Annotated in this window: 16 protein-coding genes and 3 pseudogenes; 9 read left to right on the top strand and 10 right to left on the bottom strand. The window is 59.8% G+C overall.

Annotated features, from left to right (window positions below; all coding sequences use genetic code 11):
• Positions 1–146: 146 nt before the first annotated feature.
• The 10 genes and pseudogenes from IPF85_RS01395 to IPF85_RS01350 all read right to left on the bottom strand — a co-directional run bounded on the left by IPF85_RS01395 (position 147) and on the right by IPF85_RS01350 (position 9,274).
• Entirely contained in the window at positions 147–1,190 is a 1,044-nt protein-coding gene (locus tag IPF85_RS01395) for an amidohydrolase family protein (RefSeq protein ID WP_343406268.1), read from the bottom strand.
• A gap of 76 nt (positions 1,191–1,266) precedes the next feature.
• Entirely contained in the window at positions 1,267–1,527 is a 261-nt protein-coding gene (locus IPF85_RS01390; protein WP_343406267.1) for a hypothetical protein, read from the bottom strand.
• Positions 1,528–1,565: 38 nt separating this feature from the next.
• Positions 1,566–2,574: pseudogene (locus IPF85_RS01385) on the bottom strand (FtsW/RodA/SpoVE family cell cycle protein).
• Positions 2,575–2,762: 188 nt separating this feature from the next.
• Positions 2,763–3,008: pseudogene (gene minE, locus IPF85_RS01380) on the bottom strand (cell division topological specificity factor MinE); the annotation flags it as partial.
• Positions 3,009–3,025: 17 nt separating this feature from the next.
• Positions 3,026–3,827, bottom strand: a pseudogene (minD, locus tag IPF85_RS01375) (septum site-determining protein MinD).
• A 10-nt stretch (positions 3,828–3,837) separates the two neighbouring features.
• Positions 3,838–4,602: a septum site-determining protein MinC gene (minC, locus tag IPF85_RS01370; protein ID WP_343406266.1), complete on the bottom strand. Its 765-nt coding sequence runs from the start codon at positions 4,600–4,602 to the stop codon at positions 3,838–3,840.
• Positions 4,603–4,629: 27 nt separating this feature from the next.
• A complete protein-coding gene (gene mrdA, locus IPF85_RS01365) occupies positions 4,630–6,741 on the bottom strand; it encodes a penicillin-binding protein 2 (protein WP_343406265.1) in 2,112 nt (703 codons plus the stop codon).
• A gap of 37 nt (positions 6,742–6,778) precedes the next feature.
• Entirely contained in the window at positions 6,779–7,279 is a 501-nt protein-coding gene (gene mreD / locus IPF85_RS01360) for a rod shape-determining protein MreD (protein WP_343406264.1), read from the bottom strand.
• 14 nt (positions 7,280–7,293) lie between these two features.
• Entirely contained in the window at positions 7,294–8,142 is an 849-nt protein-coding gene (gene mreC, locus IPF85_RS01355; RefSeq protein WP_343406263.1) for a rod shape-determining protein MreC, read from the bottom strand.
• A gap of 70 nt (positions 8,143–8,212) precedes the next feature.
• Positions 8,213–9,274, bottom strand: a complete 1,062-nt coding sequence (locus tag IPF85_RS01350; protein ID WP_343406262.1) for a rod shape-determining protein — start codon at positions 9,272–9,274, stop codon at positions 8,213–8,215.
• Between the two features lie 508 nt (positions 9,275–9,782).
• Here IPF85_RS01350 and fusA point away from each other — a divergent pair.
• The 9 genes from fusA (at position 9,783) to IPF85_RS01305 (ending at position 17,191) form a co-directional block, all read left to right on the top strand.
• A complete protein-coding gene (gene fusA / locus IPF85_RS01345; RefSeq protein ID WP_343406261.1) occupies positions 9,783–11,861 on the top strand; it encodes an elongation factor G in 2,079 nt (692 codons plus the stop codon).
• A 239-nt stretch (positions 11,862–12,100) separates the two neighbouring features.
• On the top strand, positions 12,101–12,310 hold the full coding sequence (locus IPF85_RS01340) for a type II toxin-antitoxin system HicB family antitoxin (RefSeq protein ID WP_343406260.1): 210 nt from the start codon (positions 12,101–12,103) through the stop codon (positions 12,308–12,310).
• Entirely contained in the window at positions 12,307–12,531 is a 225-nt protein-coding gene (locus IPF85_RS01335) for a type II toxin-antitoxin system HicA family toxin (protein ID WP_343406259.1), read from the top strand. The genes IPF85_RS01340 and IPF85_RS01335 overlap by 4 nt, the downstream gene beginning before the upstream one ends.
• A gap of 166 nt (positions 12,532–12,697) precedes the next feature.
• On the top strand, positions 12,698–13,531 hold the full coding sequence (locus tag IPF85_RS01330) for an MBL fold metallo-hydrolase (RefSeq protein ID WP_343406258.1): 834 nt from the start codon (positions 12,698–12,700) through the stop codon (positions 13,529–13,531).
• Positions 13,507–14,478 (top strand): ABC transporter ATP-binding protein, encoded by a 972-nt coding sequence (locus tag IPF85_RS01325; protein ID WP_343406257.1) that lies wholly within the window; start codon positions 13,507–13,509, stop codon positions 14,476–14,478. The genes IPF85_RS01330 and IPF85_RS01325 overlap by 25 nt, the downstream gene beginning before the upstream one ends.
• Entirely contained in the window at positions 14,475–14,783 is a 309-nt protein-coding gene (locus IPF85_RS01320; protein ID WP_343406256.1) for a hypothetical protein, read from the top strand. Before IPF85_RS01325 ends, IPF85_RS01320 begins: the two co-directional genes overlap by 4 nt.
• 4 nt (positions 14,784–14,787) lie before the next feature.
• Entirely contained in the window at positions 14,788–15,246 is a 459-nt protein-coding gene (locus IPF85_RS01315; RefSeq protein WP_343406255.1) for an ABC transporter permease, read from the top strand.
• A gap of 978 nt (positions 15,247–16,224) precedes the next feature.
• Entirely contained in the window at positions 16,225–16,689 is a 465-nt protein-coding gene (locus IPF85_RS01310) for a DinB family protein (RefSeq protein WP_343406254.1), read from the top strand.
• A 286-nt stretch (positions 16,690–16,975) separates the two neighbouring features.
• Positions 16,976–17,191 carry a hypothetical protein gene (locus tag IPF85_RS01305; RefSeq protein WP_343406253.1) on the top strand — a complete coding sequence of 72 codons (216 nt, stop codon included), beginning with the start codon at positions 16,976–16,978 and terminating at the stop codon, positions 17,189–17,191.
• Positions 17,192–17,255: the final 64 nt, after the last annotated feature.

Below are 17,255 nucleotides of genomic sequence, written 5' to 3'. Positions count from 1 at the left end.
CACCCTTCATCGCTGCATTTTCACTACTTGCCCCGTATTCTACCAAAATCAAATCGTTTGCACAAGGCCGCGCGGTAACACAAGTTGCCAACTGGCACCACGTGCCGGTTACGGTTTCCAACCGCTACACGCAGATTGCTCGTCGGTCACCGATCTCCAATCTCCGATCTCCAATCTCCGCTCTCTACTCTCCCCTCACCAGCCTCCGACTGGCGGCGCTGTGTCGCGCCACCAGGTCGGCCGCGTCCAGGCCCACGATCTGGCCCTCTTGGACGCGCACACGGCCGTTGATGACGCTGATGTCCACCGGCTGCGGCGCGAAGAGGACGGCGGCCAGGGGATCGTGCAGGGCGCCGCTGTAGGCCAGGCGATTCAGGTTCAGGCCGATGAAGTCCGCGGCCATGCCGGGCGAGCGCACCGATGTCGTCACGACCGAGGACGGCCGCGCCGCCCAGGGTGGCGAGTTCGAGCGCCTCCTGCGCGGTCAGCGCGGCCGGATTGCCCAGCACGCGCTGCAGGAGCATGGCCTGCCGTGCCTCGCCCAGGAGATGGGCGCCGTCGTTGCTGGCGCTGCCATCCACGCCCAGGCCCACGGACGCGCCGCGATCGAGCAGGCGGCGAATGGGCGCAATGCCGCTCCCCAGGCGCATGTTGCTGCTGGGACAGTGTGCGGCGCCGGTGCCGGTGCGAACAAACAGGTCAATCTCAGCCTCGCTCAGGTGGACGCAGTGCGCATGCCAGACATCGCGCCCGGTCCAGCCCAGGTCTTCGGCATAGGCAACGGGTCGCCGGCCAAAGCGTGCCAGGCAGAACTCCCTCTTCATCCTTCGTCTCGGCCAGATGCGTGTGCAGCCTGACGCCGTAGCTGCGCGCCAGCGCGGCGCTCTGCGCATCAGATCAGGCGTGACGGAGAAGGGGTGAGCAGGCGCGACGACGATGCGCACCATGCCGAAGCGCTCACGCTGGTGAAAGGTCTCGATGGCGCGGCGACAGTCGGCCAGGATAGCGTCCTCATCTTCAACCACAGAATCGGGCGGCAGACCGCCCTGGCTTTCGCCCAGCGACATGGAGCCGCGGCTGGCGTGGAAGCGGATGCCCAGCTCCCCTGCAGCCTCGATTTCGTCGTCAATGCGGCTGCCGTGCGGCCATAGGTAATGATGGTCGCTGCTGGTGGTGCAGCCGCTGAGCATCAGCTCGGCCAGGCCCAGCTTGGCGCCCAGGTAAACCGCCTCCGGCGTCAGCCGCGCCCAGATGGGATAGAGGTCTTCAGCCAGGCGAAGAGAACGCTGTCCTGCGCCAGGGCGCGGTGAGTGATTGATAGAGGTGATGGTGGGTGTTGACGAGGCCCGGCAGCACGATCATGCCGCGGGCATTGATGACGGTGTCGGCGCTGGCGGGCAGGCTGGCCGTCGGCCCCACCTGCTCGATGGCCTGATCGCGCACAAAAAGCGCACCATCTTTGATCTGGCGCCGCTGCGCGTCCATAGTGACCAGCACATCGGCGTGCTGCAAAAGAAGTGTGGACATCGTTGTCTCCTGTCAATCAGGCATGATTGCGTGACGTACTAAAACTCCAGTTTGCGATAGCGCATGGCTACGCTTTCGGCCAGGCCGATGCTCAGCATGAAAATGAGCAGCGAGCTGCCTCCGTAGCTGATGAAGGGCAGCGGTTTGCCGGTCACAGGCAGCAGGTTCAGGTTCATGCCGATATTGACCGCGGCCTGGAAGAAGATGATGGAGGTCATGCCGATGACCAGCAGGCGGCCAAAACTATCGCGGGCCAGGTCAGCGATGCGCAGCAGGCGCAGGAGCAGCAGAATGAATAGGACGAGTACGATGACCGCGCCCACAAAGCCCAGTTCTTCGGCGATGACAGAAAAGATGAAGTCGGTGTGGCGCACGCAAGAAGTGCAGTTGACTCTGACTGCCGTGGGAAAGCCCCTGCCCCAGGATGCCGCCGTTGCCGATGCTGATGAGCGCCTGGTTGACGTTGTAGAAGTCGTCCGGGTTGCCCGCCGGGTTGAGAAAGAGCAGAATGCGGTTGCGCATGTACTCTTGCATGGACAACCAGGCCAGCGGCGCCACGGCCGCGGCGGCCACGCCAGTCAGCGCCGCGTAGATGAGCGGCAGCCCGGCGATGAGCAGCATGACGCCGCCCGCAAAGGCGATGGAGAGCGTCGTACCCAGGTCCGGCTGCAGGTAAATGAGCACCAGCGGCAGCGCCAGCAGGAGCACCGCGCCGAGGTAGGTGCTGATGCGTCTCATCGCCTGTTCACGGTCGGCCAGGAAGCGTGCCAGAATGATCACCACCAGGATCTTGGCCAGCTCGGACGGCTGCACCGCGAGGCCAATTTCCACCCAGCGCTGTGCGCCGCCCTGCGTCATGCCGACGATCTCTACAAGCGCCAGCAGGCCAACCAAAATCAGATAGGTCAGCGTGGGCGCGGTGGCGACGAGCGTGTAATCCACGCTGGCCGCGACGAAGAGGATGACCAGCCCGGCCAGGCAGAAGGTGATTTGCCGGCGGACCATGTCCTCTAATCCCGGTGTGTTGATCGTGGCGCTGCGCACCATGACCACGCCGATCACCAGCATGACCAGCGTGATGCCGAGCAGCGTCCAGTCGAAGTTGCGCCAGGCGCGCGCCATCAGGTGGTTTGCCTGTGGACCGGACTGGCCGGCCTGGATCGGCGGCGCGGTCGGCTGCCTGACGCGGTTGGCGCGGCAGGATCATCGGGCGGCGGCAGCGGCGCCAGCGGCGCCAGTGGAATGTCGGCCACCAGGCGCTGATCGTAACGCGACTGACTCAGTGTGACCTCGACCCCGGCCGGATCAATGGCGACGTATTTGGAGATGACGGCGATCAACTCATCCTTCAGGGTTTGCATGAGCGCTGGCGAGAGCGACAGCCGGTCATGCACCAGGACGAGTTTGAGGCGCTCTTTGGCCACCTCACGGCTCGGAGGATCGGGGCTGAAGAATCTGCGCAGTTGTTCGATGACGTTCATGGCGTTTCTCCTAACATCTACTGCCCACTTCCCCCAAAGAAACGTGCCAGCCGACCGAACAGCCCGGTTTGATCGCGCATCGGCATGAGCGGTACGTCTTCTCCCAAGACGCGCCGCGCAATGTGGCGATAGGCCATCCGGCCGGGGAATCACCGTTCAGGGCTGCTGGCTGTCCCCGATTGGTGGTCACGACGATCTGGGGTCTTCAGGAATGATGCCGAGCAGGTTGATGGACAGAATCTCGATCACATCGTCGGCGCTCAACATGTCTCCGCGCTTCACCAACGTTGGATTCAGGCGGTTGAGAAGCAGGTCGCCAGGGCCTTTCTGCGCGGCTTCGATCAGGCCGATGATGCGATCGGCGTCACGGACCGCTGAAACCTCTGGCGTGGTGACGATGATGACGCGGTCGGCCGGCGCTATCGCGTTGCGGTAGCCCTGTTCGATGCCGGCAGGCGAATCAACCAGGATGAAATCGAACTCCGCGCGCATCTCGTCGGTCAGGGCGATCATCTGTTTCTCGGAGACTGCGTTCTTGTCACGCGTCTGTGCGGCCGGTAACAGATACAGTTCGGTCAGGCGTTTGTCGCGAATCAGGGCCTGGCGCAGGCGCGCGCGGCCCTCCACCACATCCACCAGGTCGTAGACGATGCGGTTCTCCAGTCCGAGGACGACGTCCAGATTGCGCAGACCGATGTCGGCGTCAATGACGGCGACGCGCATGCCTTGCAGTGCGAGTGCCACGCCCAAATTGGCCGTGGTGGTTGTCTTGCCGACGCCTCCCTTGCCGGAGGTAATGGTTATGACGGTTGCTCCCATGCTATTTCTTTCACCAACTCTTCACTTGATCCCAGGGTTCTACCACAATCGCGCCATCGCTGACGTGTGCGACTTCGGGGGCCGGCCGGCTAGGCCGCAAATGCAGGCGCCAGCGCTGGCCGATGGGGTCGGGCGCGCGGCCAATCGTGTCGCCGATGCGCAGTTGCGTGGGCTGTAACACCAACGCGCAGACCACGGCCGCTCGGTTACCCGCGGCGCCGGCATGAACGGTTCCACGCAGGCGACCCCAAATCACCACATCACCGCCGGCCACCACCTGCGCGCCAGCGTTGACATCGCCCATCACGATCACCGCGCCCGGATGTTCGATGCTCTGCCCGCCGCGCAGGGTGCCATGCACGAGCAACGCGGAGAAATCCTCGCCCGCGTGCAGCAACGGCTCGACGCCAGGCGGCGGTCCCGCCGCCGGCGCCGGTTGGCCGTTGCCGTTATGACGCAACGGTGGCGCGAGGTCAACGGCCAGGCCGAGATTGGCAGCCAGTTGTCGTGTGGGCGGATGCTCGCTCAACAATGCCCATAAACTCACCTGGTGGGCTTCCAGCAGGCGACCGATGTCTGCAATGTCAGGCTCGTTCAACGCGCGGGCGCCAATCTCCACCGCCACGCGCCCGCCCTTGACAAAAGACCCCATCGCCTGCAGGCGCTCAGCAAGCTGGGCCAACACTGCGACTAGGTCTCCATTGGGTAGAGTGATGACCAGCCCGCTGCTGGTGCCCCTGATCTGAACTGACTGTTCGCTGCTACTGGTTGCCATATGCTGACCATGAACGATCCAACGCGCTCAATCTCCCACTTGCAGCCGCTGATAGGGGTTGCCGGGCGGCATCGGCACCTTGAAAAAGTAGTGCAAAATCTCTGAAACCACCGGCACCGCCACGGCGGACCCTTCGCCGCCATTGTAGATAAAGGCAACGACCGCAATTTGCGGGTTGTCGAAGGGGGCAAAGGCCATGAACCAGGCATGCGTCGGCAGGAAACCTTTGGCATCGTAGCCGATCTCCGGGTCCCAGAACTCGGCCGTCCCGGTCTTGCCGGCCACTGCAACCCCCGCCACGCGTGCGCCTGGTGCGGTGCCATTTGCCCAGTTGACGGCGCCAAACATGCCTTCGCGCACCACAGCCATGTGTTCCGGTTTGACCGGCAGCGCACGGATCATTTCCGGCTGCATCTCCATGACGACCGCGCCCTCGGCGTCCGTTATGCTCGCCACTAACTGGGGCCGGTAGAGGGCGCCGCCATTGGCCACGGCCGCGGTTGCGTTCGCCACTTGCAGCGGGGTTGCCAAAACGAAGCCCTGGCCGATGGACATGTTGTAGGTGTCGCCGGTGACCCAACCTTCGCCATAGGTCAGACGTTTCCACTGATCGCTCGGGATCAGGCCCGGATGCTCGCCCGGCAGGTCAATGCCGGTCACTTCACCGTAGCCAAAGGCACGCGCGTAGTCGGCCATGCGGTCCGCGTTGAGGCCCTGAAAATCACGCAAGCCGCCGCCGGCCTGATAGAAAAAGACGTCGCAAGAGACGGCCAGCGCTTCGGCCACCGTGATTGCGCCATGGCCTCCCCCATACTTGTACAGCCAGCAGTAGAATGGTTGCGCCTTGCTGAAGTCGTCAGGGTAGAATTTGTTGGGCAGCCACATAATACCGTTGTCCTGCAAGCGGGTGCGCGAGGTGATGACGCCCTCTTGCAACGCGCCGGCCGCCGGCACCGTCTTGAACGTCGAGCCAGGCGGGTAGATGCCACTGATGGCATGGTTCAGGAGGGGGCGGTATTTGTCTTCACTGAGCGTCGCGTACTCATCGGTTGTAATGCCATCGGCAAACAGGTTGTTATCGTACGTCGGCAGGCTGACCATGCCGAGCACGGCGCCATTCTGGGGGTTGATGGCCACAGCCGCGCCGGATGACGAATGGGCTGCTTCCAGGCCGCGGCGCAACGCCGCCTCCATGGCCTGCTGCAAGTCCATGTCAATGGTCAACACCAGGTTATGGCCCGGCACCGCCGGCGCGGGCTTGCCGATCGTGGAAATCTCGCGCCCAGCGACGTCCACCTCGATCTCACGCAGGCTGGCCTGGCCCCGCATCTCGGTCTCGAAGGAACGCTCGATGCCCGCGTAGCCAACCCAGTCGTTGCTTGCATAGCCCCTGTCACGATACGCCTCGGCTTGCTCGGCCGGAATTGGCCCCATGTAGCCGATCAGATCGGCTGTCAGCGCGCCGGTCAGGTATTCTCGTTCGGCGCTGGCCAATACGACCACGCCGGGCAAGGTGTGCCGCGCTTCTTCGATCACAAAGGCAGTCTCAACGGACAGGTTCACCACCAGCGTGACCGGTGCAAAGGCGCTGCCCAGGCGCGCATTTTCAACGGCCTGTATCACCTGGGCGATCACGTCCGCACGCGGCAGGGTTGCCACCTTCCGTGCGGACACCGGCAGACGCAGCGGTGCGGGTGCGGGTGCAACCTCTGTTGCGGTCGCGTTGGGCGTCGCTGTGGCACGGCCCCGCGCCGGCGCCCGCGTCGGTGGCACGGTGGCCTCCGGCATCACCGTGGCCGTCGGCGTGATGACGGCCTGAATCGGCATGGTCAACAGATCAAGCACGCGCTGAAGTTCAGCGGTCAGTGCGTCTTCATCGTCAGGCAAATCTGCCGGCACCACAGCCACGGCAAACGTCGGGCGGTTGCGTGCCAGGGTGCGCCCCTGGCTGTCATAGATGACGCCGCGCAGAGCCGGCTCCGACACCTCACGAAAGCGATTTTGATCGGCCCGTGCGCGCAACGTAGCGCCCTGGTTGATCTGCAAGCGCCACAGTTGGCCCGCCAGCACGATGAAGGCCAGGAGGATGACGATGCGATAAAGAAATGTGCGAATGATCGCTGCTTGTATTTGGTTCACGTTGATGATTGCCGTCGCCCAGGTTGGCGCGCGCGCCTCACACTTCCCATCGTCGCGACCCAACGCGACGACTTGCGGCCAGAACCAGCACGTACACCACCGGTAGTAGCATGGCATTGTAGAGCGCATCGGGCACGATGACTCTGACCAACGTGGCCGGCCAATCGGCCGGGCGGCCGCCCAGGGCCAACAGACCGAGCAGTACGCTGCCGTACACCAGACCGGCAGCCAGGCCGCTGAGCACTCGAATCAGCAGTCGTTCGCGAAAGATGGCACCTGCGCCCTGTCCGATCAGATAGGCAGCAGCCACCAGCGCCAGCGCTGAGGCGCCGAGCGGGCTGCCGCCTAGCAGGTCGAGCCATAGACCGCCAATGAATGCCCACCACAGGCCCTCGCGGCTGCCGGCGATCAGTGTCCACGCCACCACTACCAACAGCATCAGGTTGGGTTTTGCGCCCAAGAGGCTGAGGTAGGGAACGAAGGTGGTTTGTAGCAGGCCGATTGCGGCCAGCATGGGCACCAAGAAGTATAGGTTCATCCACGGTTTACCAGTCAGGGCGACGTTGAGCCTGCGTCCGCCGCGGTGAAGTCAGTGATGACCAGGACCAGTTCGAGGCGCCCAAAGTTGACCGTGGGACGCACCTCTGCCTCCTGGAACATCTCGTAATCTCGATGCCGCACCTTGAGAATCTGGCCAATGACCAAACCCTTGGGCAGGCTGCCGCCCAGGCCCGAAGTCAACACGATGTCACCGGGACTGATGACCGCATCCTGGGTCAAGTATTTGATCTGGGGGTTGCCGCCGTCTACGCCCTGCAGCACGCCCAACACACGCGAGCCTTGCACCAGGGCATTGACTGCGCTGCCGGGGTCGGTGATGAGCAGCACCTTCGCGCTGCTGGCGCTCACCTCGACGATGCGCCCGACCAGCCCCACATCGCTCATCACCGGCATGCCCGGCGCGATGCCCTGGTCGCTGCCGAGATCAATCACCAGGTACTTCAGAAAATTGGGATCACGGCCCAGCACGCGCCCGACGATCTGGCCGCCGCGCATTGCGAAGTTGGGGTTGCTCTGGCGAAAATCCAACAGGCGGCGCAGGTTCTCGTCTTCGATTTCAACGTCGCGTAAGCGCACGTTCTCCACGGTCAGGCGGTCCGCCAACTCCTGCAAGTCCTGATTGCGTTGGCGTAAGGTACCCAAGTCCTGAACCAGGTTGACGACCGACCGGGCTCCTCCTGCCAGACTGGTCAAGCCAGATTGAACGGGCAGCACCGGCCGCAAGATCAGCCCTTTGATCGCCAGCAGTCGGCCGCTCAGGTCGAGGAGCATGAGCAGGGCGCAGACCCCCACGAAGATGAACAGGCGCCGCGGGGTGGCGCGTCGATTGGCTTGAGTCATGTCAATTCAGGCATAGATGCGATCCACCAGCGTCTATCGTTCGGATTTCTCAGGTGACTTCCTGGGCGGATCAGTGAATGGTGCTGCCGCGCTGCATACTGGTCAACACCTTGCGCAGGTCTTCCAGCGATTCCAGGATTTTCTCCGCGCCCTTGGCCACACACGTCATGGGGTCGTCCGCTGCGTAGACGCGCATCTTGGTTTCTTCGCTCAGGCGTTGAGCCAGGCCACGCAGCAGGGCGCCGCCACCCGCCAACACAATGCCACCGCTCATCAAGTCGGCCACCAGTTCTGGTGGGGTGTCGTCCAGGGCAGACTTGACGGCTTCCACAATGACGCTGACCGAGTTACGGAGGGCCTCGCGAATCTCGATGCTGCTGATCTCGATGCCCTCCGGCAGTCCGGTGATCAGATTACGGCCGCGCAGCGTGTGGGTGATCTCCTGCTCCAGGGGGTAGGCGGAACCGGCCTGAATCTTGGCTTGTTCGGCCGTGCGATCACCGATCAGCATGTTGTATTTCTGGCGGGCATACGCGATGATGTCTTCGTCCATCTCATCACCGGCCACGCGAATGGAACGGGCCACGACGATGCCGCCCAGGGCAATGACTGCCACTTCGGTGGTGCCGCCACCAATGTCAACGATCATCGAGCCTTTGGCTTCGGTCACCTTGAGGCCGGCGCCAATGGCGGCCGCCATCGGTTCCTCAACCAGGTAAGCCTCGCGCGCGCCAGCGCTGATGGTCGCATCATGTACGGCGCGTTTCTCAACCTCGGTGACACCGCTGGGGATGCCAACCACCACGCGCGGACGCGGGATGCGCAGCAGCGAGCGATCATGCACTTTGCGAATGAAATGATGGAGCATTTGCTCGGTGACATCAAAATCGGAGATCACGCCGTCACGCAAGGGGCGCACCGCCACAATGTTGGCCGGCGTGCGGCCAACCATCTCCTTGGCCTCGGCGCCGATAGCCAGGACTTTCTTGGTTTTCTTCTCGATGGCCACGACAGACGGTTCGTTGATGACAATACCCTGGTTGCGGACGCAGACCAGGGTATTGGCGGTACCCAGGTCAATCCCGATATCCAGGGAAAACAGGCCTAACAGCCAGTTGAGTGGGCTAAACAACTCGGACTCTCCTCCGACGGGGATAGATTTTGGCGAAAAAATCGGCCCACCGACGTGTCGGGCCGTATGGGTCGGGGTCAGGCCGGGCGGCAGCTATGCCAACCACAGCGACGGCGCCATTATACCATGTGCCATGTGATACGTAAAACGCCGATGAGCAAACGCGCCCGGCGACTGCAAGTCGCTGCAACGATTGCGAAGCCCACTTGCGTGGGCTGTTGTACACGGAAGCTGATGCTGGTTGCCAAGCAGGAATCAAGGGTGACAGCCTCATAACGAATGACGGAACGCACCGGTTACCGCATGAGCGCCCCTGATTCGTATCATGATTGACATTTTTTGTATTCTCGGTTAAAATTCAGTTGTTGCCGTCAGCCTATCAAGCTGGCGGCATATCATGCACGCACCTGACCTCAACACGACGCTGCCAGCAGGACCCATGTTCGATATCAAAAATGGGTGGGCAGTTAAGGTCATAACAGAAAACAGACGCATCAGTGGAGGATTGATGGGGACTTTTCCGACGAAGAATATCCGCAACATCGCCCTGGTTGGGCACAGTGGTTGCGGCAAAACGTCTCTCAGTGAGGCGATGCTCTTTGATACGGGCGTCGCGACACGCCTCGGCCGGGTTGAAGATGGCACAACCGTTTCGGACTGGGACGATGAAGAGAAGCGGCGCCACGTTTCGATCAACACGTCGGTGATTCCATGTGAATGGAAGGGCAGCAAGATCAACGTGCTTGACACGCCGGGTTACGCCGATTTTGCAGGCGATGTGGTCGCGGCCGTGGCCGTGGCCGATGCCGGCCTTGTCATGGTGGATGCGGTGGCCGGAGCAGAAGTGGGTACTGAGTTGACCTGGAGTTACCTCAATGAGCGTAACTTGCCACGTTTGATTGTGGTCAACAAGATGGACCGCGAGAACGCCAATTTCGAGAAGGCCCTGCAATCGTTGCGCGAACACTTTGCCGGCGCCATCGTGGCCTTGCAGGTCCCCATCGGCAAGGAGCATGACTTCCAGGGCGTGGTTGACCTCATGCAGATGAAGGCCTTCGTTGGCTCCAAGGGTGATGTGCAGGATATTCCGGCCAACCTGAAGGCCGAGGTTGAAAAGGCACGCACACAGCTGATCGAAGCCGCCGCCGAAGGCAACGACGACCTGATCATGAAATACCTCGAAGGCGAAGAACTGACGCCCGAGGAAATCCAGTTGGGCCTTAGCCTCGGCATCCGCGCTGGCTCCATCATTCCCGTGATGTGTACCGCGGCCAGCGCCAACCTGGGCGTCCAAGCCTTGATGGACGCGCTGGTGCAATTGGCGCCTTCGCCCGCGGACGCGGCCGCAACCGCGGCTGTCAAGGTGTCCACCGAGGAAACCATCATGCTGGCGCCAAACCCCGCTGGCCCCCTGGTCGCCCTCGTCTTCAAGACCGTCGCCGATCCCTATGTCGGCCGTGTGACCTTCTTCCGTGTCTTCTCGGGCACTATGCACTCTGATTCACGGGCGTTCAACCCGCGTAGCCAGGCAGAAGAGCGCATTCCGCAGCTTTTCATACCGCGTGGCGAACAGCACACCAATGTGGACGCGGTGGTTGCCGGTGACATTGGCGCGGTGGCCAAGTTGACCGCCACGACGACGTCGGACACCCTGTGCGAAAAGTCGGCCCAGATCCAGATGGCGAAGCCGAGCTATCCGAGCCCGCTCTTCTCAGTGGCGATTTCGCCCAGAACCAAGACCGATTCTGCCAAGTTGGGGCCGGCACTCGCTCGCCTGAGCGAAGAAGACCCCACCCTGCGCTGGCGCCAGGAACTGACCACTCAGCAGACCATCCTCGAAGGCATGGGCGACACACACATTGATATTGCCATCCGCCGCATGGAATCGAAGTTCGGGGTTGGCGTCGAGACCAGCATTCCCAAGGTGCCGTACCAGGAGTCAATCACCAAGAACGCCAGCGCCATGTATCGCCACAAGAAGCAGACGGGCGGGGCCGGTCAGTTTGGCGAGGTACACTTGGAGGTCAAACCCCTGGCGCGTGGCGCCGGTTTCGAGTTCAGCACCGATCGCGTCTTCGGCGGCGTCATTGCCAACTCCTTCTTCTCCTCCATCGAAAAGGGTATCAAGTCGGTGTTGGAATCGGGCGCCATCGCCGGGTATCCGGTGGTGGATGTGCGGGCGGAAGTATTCGATGGCAAGATGCACCCGGTGGACTCGAAGGATATTGCCTTCCAGGTGGCCGGCCGCGAAGCCTTCAAGGCCGCGCTTCAGCAGGCCAACCCTGTGCTGCTGGAGCCGATCATGGACGTAGCCATCACGGTGCCGGACGAGTACATGGGCGATGTGCTGGGCGACATCAACACCAAGCGCGCTCGTGTGCATGGCATGACTCAGGAGCGGGGGCGCAGCATTGTGACCGCCCAGGTGCCGCTGGCTGAGATGCAACGCTATGCCACGGACCTGCGTTCGATCACCCAGGGGCGCGGCGTCTTCACCATGTCGGTCTCACACTATGAAGTGGTGCCGGCGCACGCGGCCGAGGCGATCATTGCCGAGGCCAAGCGCGAGGCGGCCGAGAAGGAATAGGGAGCGGATTTTTTACCGCAGCGGGCGCGGAGAACGCCGCGGGAATCGGAACCTCGGCGCTCTCTGCGCTCTCCGTGATAAGATGGGCGGCGCGTCCGGCAATTGCCGGCACGCGCCGCCTTTTAGGTAGAGCCTCACCTTCTTCCGAACTTCTTGAATCCGCTAGCGCAGAGGCGCAAGTCGTGGTAGGATAGAGCGTAGACAGCGATAGAGCCTTACAACCTTTGGAGGCGCGAAACATGATGCGAGAATTCAGCGTGATGATCGAGAAGGATGAAGATGGCTACTTTGTAGCCTCCGTGCCCGCGTTACGCGGTTGTCATACCCAAGCGAAATCGTTGGATGTCCTGATGAAGCGCATCAAGGAGGCGATCGAGCTCTGCCTGGAGGTTCAGGAACCCATAACCAATGAATTCATTGGGATACAACGCGTGGCGGTCATGGCATGAGTACGTTTTCTTCAGTCTCCGGTGCGCAACTCATCAAGGCCTTGCGCAAGTTGGGCTTCGACGTGATCCGCATCAAGGGCAGTCATCATTTCCTCCGACACGCAGATGGGCGCGGCACGGTAGTACCGGTGCATCGTGGGGAAACCATTGGACGTGGTTTACTCGCTCAAATACTGCGCGATTGCGACATTTCACATGAGGAGTTGCAGGACGAACTCTAAACACGGGTATTGCGGATGGCGAAAATGTGCGATCGTGCGACGGGCGGCACTCCACCGTTCGCCGTCAATCTGAGGATGCCCGTCCACCGGCGGTGTTTCAAGCGGGGCGCGTTGGGCGGCCAAATGACAAACCGCGAAGCGAGAGAACATTTTAAGGAGTAGGAGAATGGGGGACAGCTATCGTCTTAAAATTGGAGATTTTCAATGTTTGGTCGTCAATGACGGGGGCTTTGTCGGCAATGCCCATATGTTATTCGCCAACGCCCCAGAAGATGAACTCCTGCAAGTCCTCCAACGCTATGGTCATGAACCTGACTATTTACCTTCTACGTGGACCTGTCTGCTTATCAAAACACCGAACAATGTCGTACTGGTTGACACCGGTTTTGGAACGGGCAGCGAATACGGAGGGCAGTTATTGCCACTACTACGCGAGGAAGGCTTTCAGCCACAAGACATTGACACCGTGATTCTTACACATGGCCATGCCGACCATATTGGTGGATGTGTTGATGGCACGGGGAATGTAACATTTTCAGAGGCCACGTATTATATGTGGCGGGATGAATGGGATTTTTGGACCACAGAGGCAACTCTGAAGGAGTCTTCCGAGTGGGCGGCCAGCATTGCCCGCCAGAAACTTCCGCCACTTGCCGGACAACTCCAGACGCTTGATAAAGAAACCGAGATTGTTCCTGGTATTCGGGTTATTGCTGCGCCGGGACATACCACCGGACATATAGCCGTTGAGGTTGCGTCACGTGGAGAATACCTGCTTGATATGGTTGATGTCGCCCTCCATCCAATCCAGATTGAATATCCAGAATGGTATTCTCAGCTGGACCAAATTCCTGAGCAGACAGTTGCGACCAGACAAGCCATTTATTCACGTGCAGCAGAGCAAAACGCCTTGGTCCTGGCTTTTCATTTTTCTCCGTTTCCCAGTTTAGGGCATATCACCAAGCAGGATAGAAGATGGAAATGGCAGCCTTTAGATTAACTACCGCTGTTCAGGACAAAATGCACACGGTCATCGAAACGAACAACCTTGTGAAACGATACGGCAATGTCACCGCCGTTGATGACTTGTCTTTGCGCGTTGCCAAAGGCGAAATCTACGCGTTCCTGGGTCTTAATGGCGCAGGCAAAACAACGACGATTCGCCTGTTACTTGGAATGGTCAAACCAACATCAGGTGAAGCGCATGTGCTAAGTACGCGGGTTCGCGTTGGCGAGAGAAAACCCTGGCGCTCGGTTGGATATTTGGTTGAGACTGCGGACGCCTATCCAGAACTCACCGTACGCGAAAATCTGGAAGCGATGCGGCGTCTTCGTCCTGGCACCGAACCGCAAGCGGTTGATCGCGTTATCGGACAACTGGGTTTGCACGCATATGCGGATCGACGCACGAACACGTTATCGCATGGCAATGCACAGCGTCTCGGTCTCGCTAAGGCGCTGTTGCACAATCCGGAACTCATCATCCTTGACGAACCAGCCAATGGCTTGGACCCAGCAGGGATTGTTGAAATCCGCAATCTCTTGATCGAGTTAACGACAAAACAGGGCGTTACTGTTTTCATGTCAAGTCACAATCTGGGTGAAGTGTCGCGGCTGGCGAAACGTATTGGCATTATTCATCAAGGGCGATTGTTGCAGGAACTCGATGTGGATGAACTTGAACGCAATCGGCGGCGACAACTTGTCATTCGCACACGAGATAATCAGGCGGCGCGTGCAGTGCTTGTGAATGCTGGATTCTCCGCCGATATTATTTCGGATGGGACAATCGAGATGAAGGACGATATGGCAATCAAACGACCAGATGATATTGCGATTCGACTTGTAAACGCAGGTCATGCGCCGACCATGCTCAATGTCGAAGAAGAAGACCTGGAGCATTATTTTCTGCGACTTGTCGGCATGGAGGAAGGAGGCGCAAGATGAATAACCTCGCTCAAGCAATCTGGGTCGAATTTCTCAAGGCGCGCCGATCCAAAATGCCATTGTTTACTGCGCTTGGATTTGCGATGGTTCCGTTAGGCGGCGGATTCTTTATGATCGTCCTGAAAGATCCTGAAATGGCGCGCCGCGTTGGACTGATCAGCGCCAAAGCACAACTGACGATGGGCGCCGCCGACTGGCCAACGTATCTTCGATTTCTTACACTGGCTGTTGGAGCAGGCGGCGCCTTTCTTTTGGTCTCATTGCCAGTTGGGTGTTCGGTCGTGAGTATTCTGACCGAACGGTAAAAGATTGCTGGCGCTGCCGACTGCGCGATTCACCATTGTTTTGAGTAAATTCATCGTGATTGCGATTTGGTCAACCGCAGTGACTGCAACCACCTGTCTCATTACTCTCTTGATTGGCACGGCATTGAAACTTCCGCAAGTATCGTCACAGGTTTTTCTACAAAGCGGGGCTATGGTAGTTGCAGGCGCATGTTTAACCATCGCACTCGTAACGCCGATCGCGTTCGCGGCAAGCGCATGGCATGGTTATTTGCCGCCAATCGGCGTGATGATACTTGCCATGGTCCTGGCGCAACTCACCAATGCCGCCGGATGGGGAGAATACTTTCCCTGGTCTGTGCCCGCTTTGTACGTTCAAGGTGAAGACCTTGGAATGGTCAGTTATGTGGTTGTCATTCTGACCAGCGTCGCTGGACTTGTTGGCACTCTCCTCTGGTGGGAGTGGGCCGACCAAACGCATTAGTTGTGCATAATGACCGCTGAGGGGGCGGGCTAACACCGCGTGAACCCGACGTGGCCGAAGCGTAGCAGAGGCCACGCGGGTTACGCGGAACGTTGGGCGGGTCTGCCGGAGAGCGGAGACCAGAGATTGGAGACCGGTTGGCGTTGGGCGGTCCTTCGACGGCCGTTCACGGGCAGGCGGTTGGAATGGAAGGGGTCGCCGGTTTGCCCAGGCCCGTCCGGTCAGGTCGGGCTCGGGGCGCCGCTGCCCAACATTCCGCACACCGATCGGGGAGGATCTGGACCGGTTGACGATGTTGGCGGCCCCGGTGGCTGACGGTTGGCGTTGAGCGGCAGACGATAATGGTGTATCCTCGTAAGGAGTTCCTATGACATTGAGACGCATCGCAGCACTTTCTTATGCAATCATTTCTTTAGCGGTCGTTGCCTTTCAGATCGCGCTTGGCGGCAGGTGCTCCCTGGGGCGCGTTTGCCATGGGCGGCGCTTCCCCGGTCAATTTCCACCTGCTTTACGCATCGCAGCGCTTGTCCAAGCCGCGTTGCTTCTTGCGATGGCCGCGGTTGTCCTCGCGAGGGCAGAAGTCATGCTACCTAAATGAGTCGCGCGTCTCTCGCTGGCTCATCTGGTTCATTGTCGCCTTTGCAGCCCTGAGTCTTGTCCTCAATCTGATCACACCAGTGCCGATGAGTGAGCCATCTGGGCACCTACCGCGTTTCTTTTATTGATAAGCAGTGGCATTGTCGCTTTCACAAGGTCCTCAGAACGTGCTACTCGATAATGGATAGAATCAAATTGCCGCCCAACACAGCGTGCAGCCGACAAGTGGGAGTCGCCGTGTTTTCGGGCATTTGTCTGGCTTTGGATTTTCCGTTTCAAGGGTGAGTCCATCCTCCCACCCACCGCAGCTAACGCCAGCCGTTAGGCGGTACATGCAGCCAGAGCTCGAGCAGGATTAGAATATGCAGGAGGTTCGTTTTTATGCGTCATACTCGCGAGGAAGTAATCAAGCGCACTATTCGGGAGTTCGAACGCCTGGATCGTCTGGTTAACAACCTTACCGATGAGGATTGGAATAGATTGCTAACCAGACCCGAGACCAAAGACCCTTGGACAGTGAAAGATGCGCTGGCGCATATCACCCATTGGAAGGCTGACGTGGTCAGAAAAATCAAGAAACAACCCATACCGGTAGAGGAGAAAGGGCTCAGTTGGACGGATGGGAACCACCTCATCTACGAGCGTTGGCGAGATCGCTCCCCACAGGAGGCTTTGGCTTGGCACAGGCAAGTTCAGGAGGATGCGCTGGCTGCGCTTCAAGATACACCTGAAGCATGGTTCAGTGACAGGGAGCGCCGACCGGAATGGCCCTTTGATCTTGACGGTCACTCCAGCTACCATCGCGTAAAGGATATCGAACACGCACTGGAAGAGTCAACAAAGTGAGTACCGCCCAACAAAGCGTGCAGCTAACGGTGGGTACGCGCCGCGTTTTTCGGGCATTTGTCTGGCTTTGGGTTTTTCCCGTTTCAAGGGTGAATCCACCCTCCCACCCACCGCAGCTAACGCAAACCGTTAGGCTGGACAATGTGGCGCCGTGGGGCAGCCGAAATCAACGCTGTAGCGTTGCGGTTGTACGAGGCGCATCCGACTGTGCCAATGAGGGCTGAGACCGTCGAACGGTTGAAAAATAATGCGTAGAGGATCGAGCAGACCAGAGGCGGAGCCATCAGTGCCAAAAGAGATTTATCCTTCCTCATATCAGTGCGACTGTGGGCATCAGTCGGATTTCTTTGAAAACACGATTCGGGAGGCCAAGAAGATGAGTCACAAGAAGAAGATTTATCTCGGCGACTCAGAATCTGATGAGCATACGATCGTGTTTTACAAGGGAGAAATGGTGGAAATCATCTGCCCCCAGAGCAGGGGTGAAGTAGTGACGCCGTGAGCAGAAACCTGGCTGCGTCAATGAAGGCGGAGACAGTCGAACGGCCGAAATGGGTGTACGATAC

This window comes from Candidatus Amarolinea dominans (assembly GCF_016704685.1).
In the GTDB taxonomy this organism is placed as follows: Bacteria; Chloroflexota; Anaerolineae; order SSC4; family Amarolineaceae; genus Amarolinea; species Amarolinea dominans.
The sequence above is the reverse complement of the archived record's forward strand: the minus strand, read 5'-3'. Positions and strand labels throughout refer to the sequence as shown.

What these genes read in the sequence shown, in the direction of transcription:
- mreC (WP_343406263.1), bottom strand. Translation starts at nt 8,142, where the DNA reads ATGACTCAAGCCAATCGACGCGCCACCCCGCGGCGCCTGTTCATCTTC.
- fusA (WP_343406261.1), top strand. Translation starts at nt 9,783, where the DNA reads ATGGGGACTTTTCCGACGAAGAATATCCGCAACATCGCCCTGGTTGGG.
- mreD (WP_343406264.1), bottom strand. Translation starts at nt 7,279, where the DNA reads ATGAACCTATACTTCTTGGTGCCCATGCTGGCCGCAATCGGCCTGCTA.
- IPF85_RS01310 (WP_343406254.1), top strand. Translation starts at nt 16,225, where the DNA reads ATGCGTCATACTCGCGAGGAAGTAATCAAGCGCACTATTCGGGAGTTC.
- IPF85_RS01330 (WP_343406258.1), top strand. Translation starts at nt 12,698, where the DNA reads ATGGGGGACAGCTATCGTCTTAAAATTGGAGATTTTCAATGTTTGGTC.
- IPF85_RS01320 (WP_343406256.1), top strand. Translation starts at nt 14,475, where the DNA reads ATGAATAACCTCGCTCAAGCAATCTGGGTCGAATTTCTCAAGGCGCGC.
- minC (WP_343406266.1), bottom strand. Translation starts at nt 4,602, where the DNA reads ATGGCAACCAGTAGCAGCGAACAGTCAGTTCAGATCAGGGGCACCAGC.
- IPF85_RS01325 (WP_343406257.1), top strand. Translation starts at nt 13,507, where the DNA reads ATGGAAATGGCAGCCTTTAGATTAACTACCGCTGTTCAGGACAAAATG.
- IPF85_RS01395 (WP_343406268.1), bottom strand. Translation starts at nt 1,190, where the DNA reads ATGCTCAGCGGCTGCACCACCAGCAGCGACCATCATTACCTATGGCCG.
- IPF85_RS01340 (WP_343406260.1), top strand. Translation starts at nt 12,101, where the DNA reads ATGATGCGAGAATTCAGCGTGATGATCGAGAAGGATGAAGATGGCTAC.
- IPF85_RS01390 (WP_343406267.1), bottom strand. Translation starts at nt 1,527, where the DNA reads ATGTCCACACTTCTTTTGCAGCACGCCGATGTGCTGGTCACTATGGAC.
- IPF85_RS01335 (WP_343406259.1), top strand. Translation starts at nt 12,307, where the DNA reads ATGAGTACGTTTTCTTCAGTCTCCGGTGCGCAACTCATCAAGGCCTTG.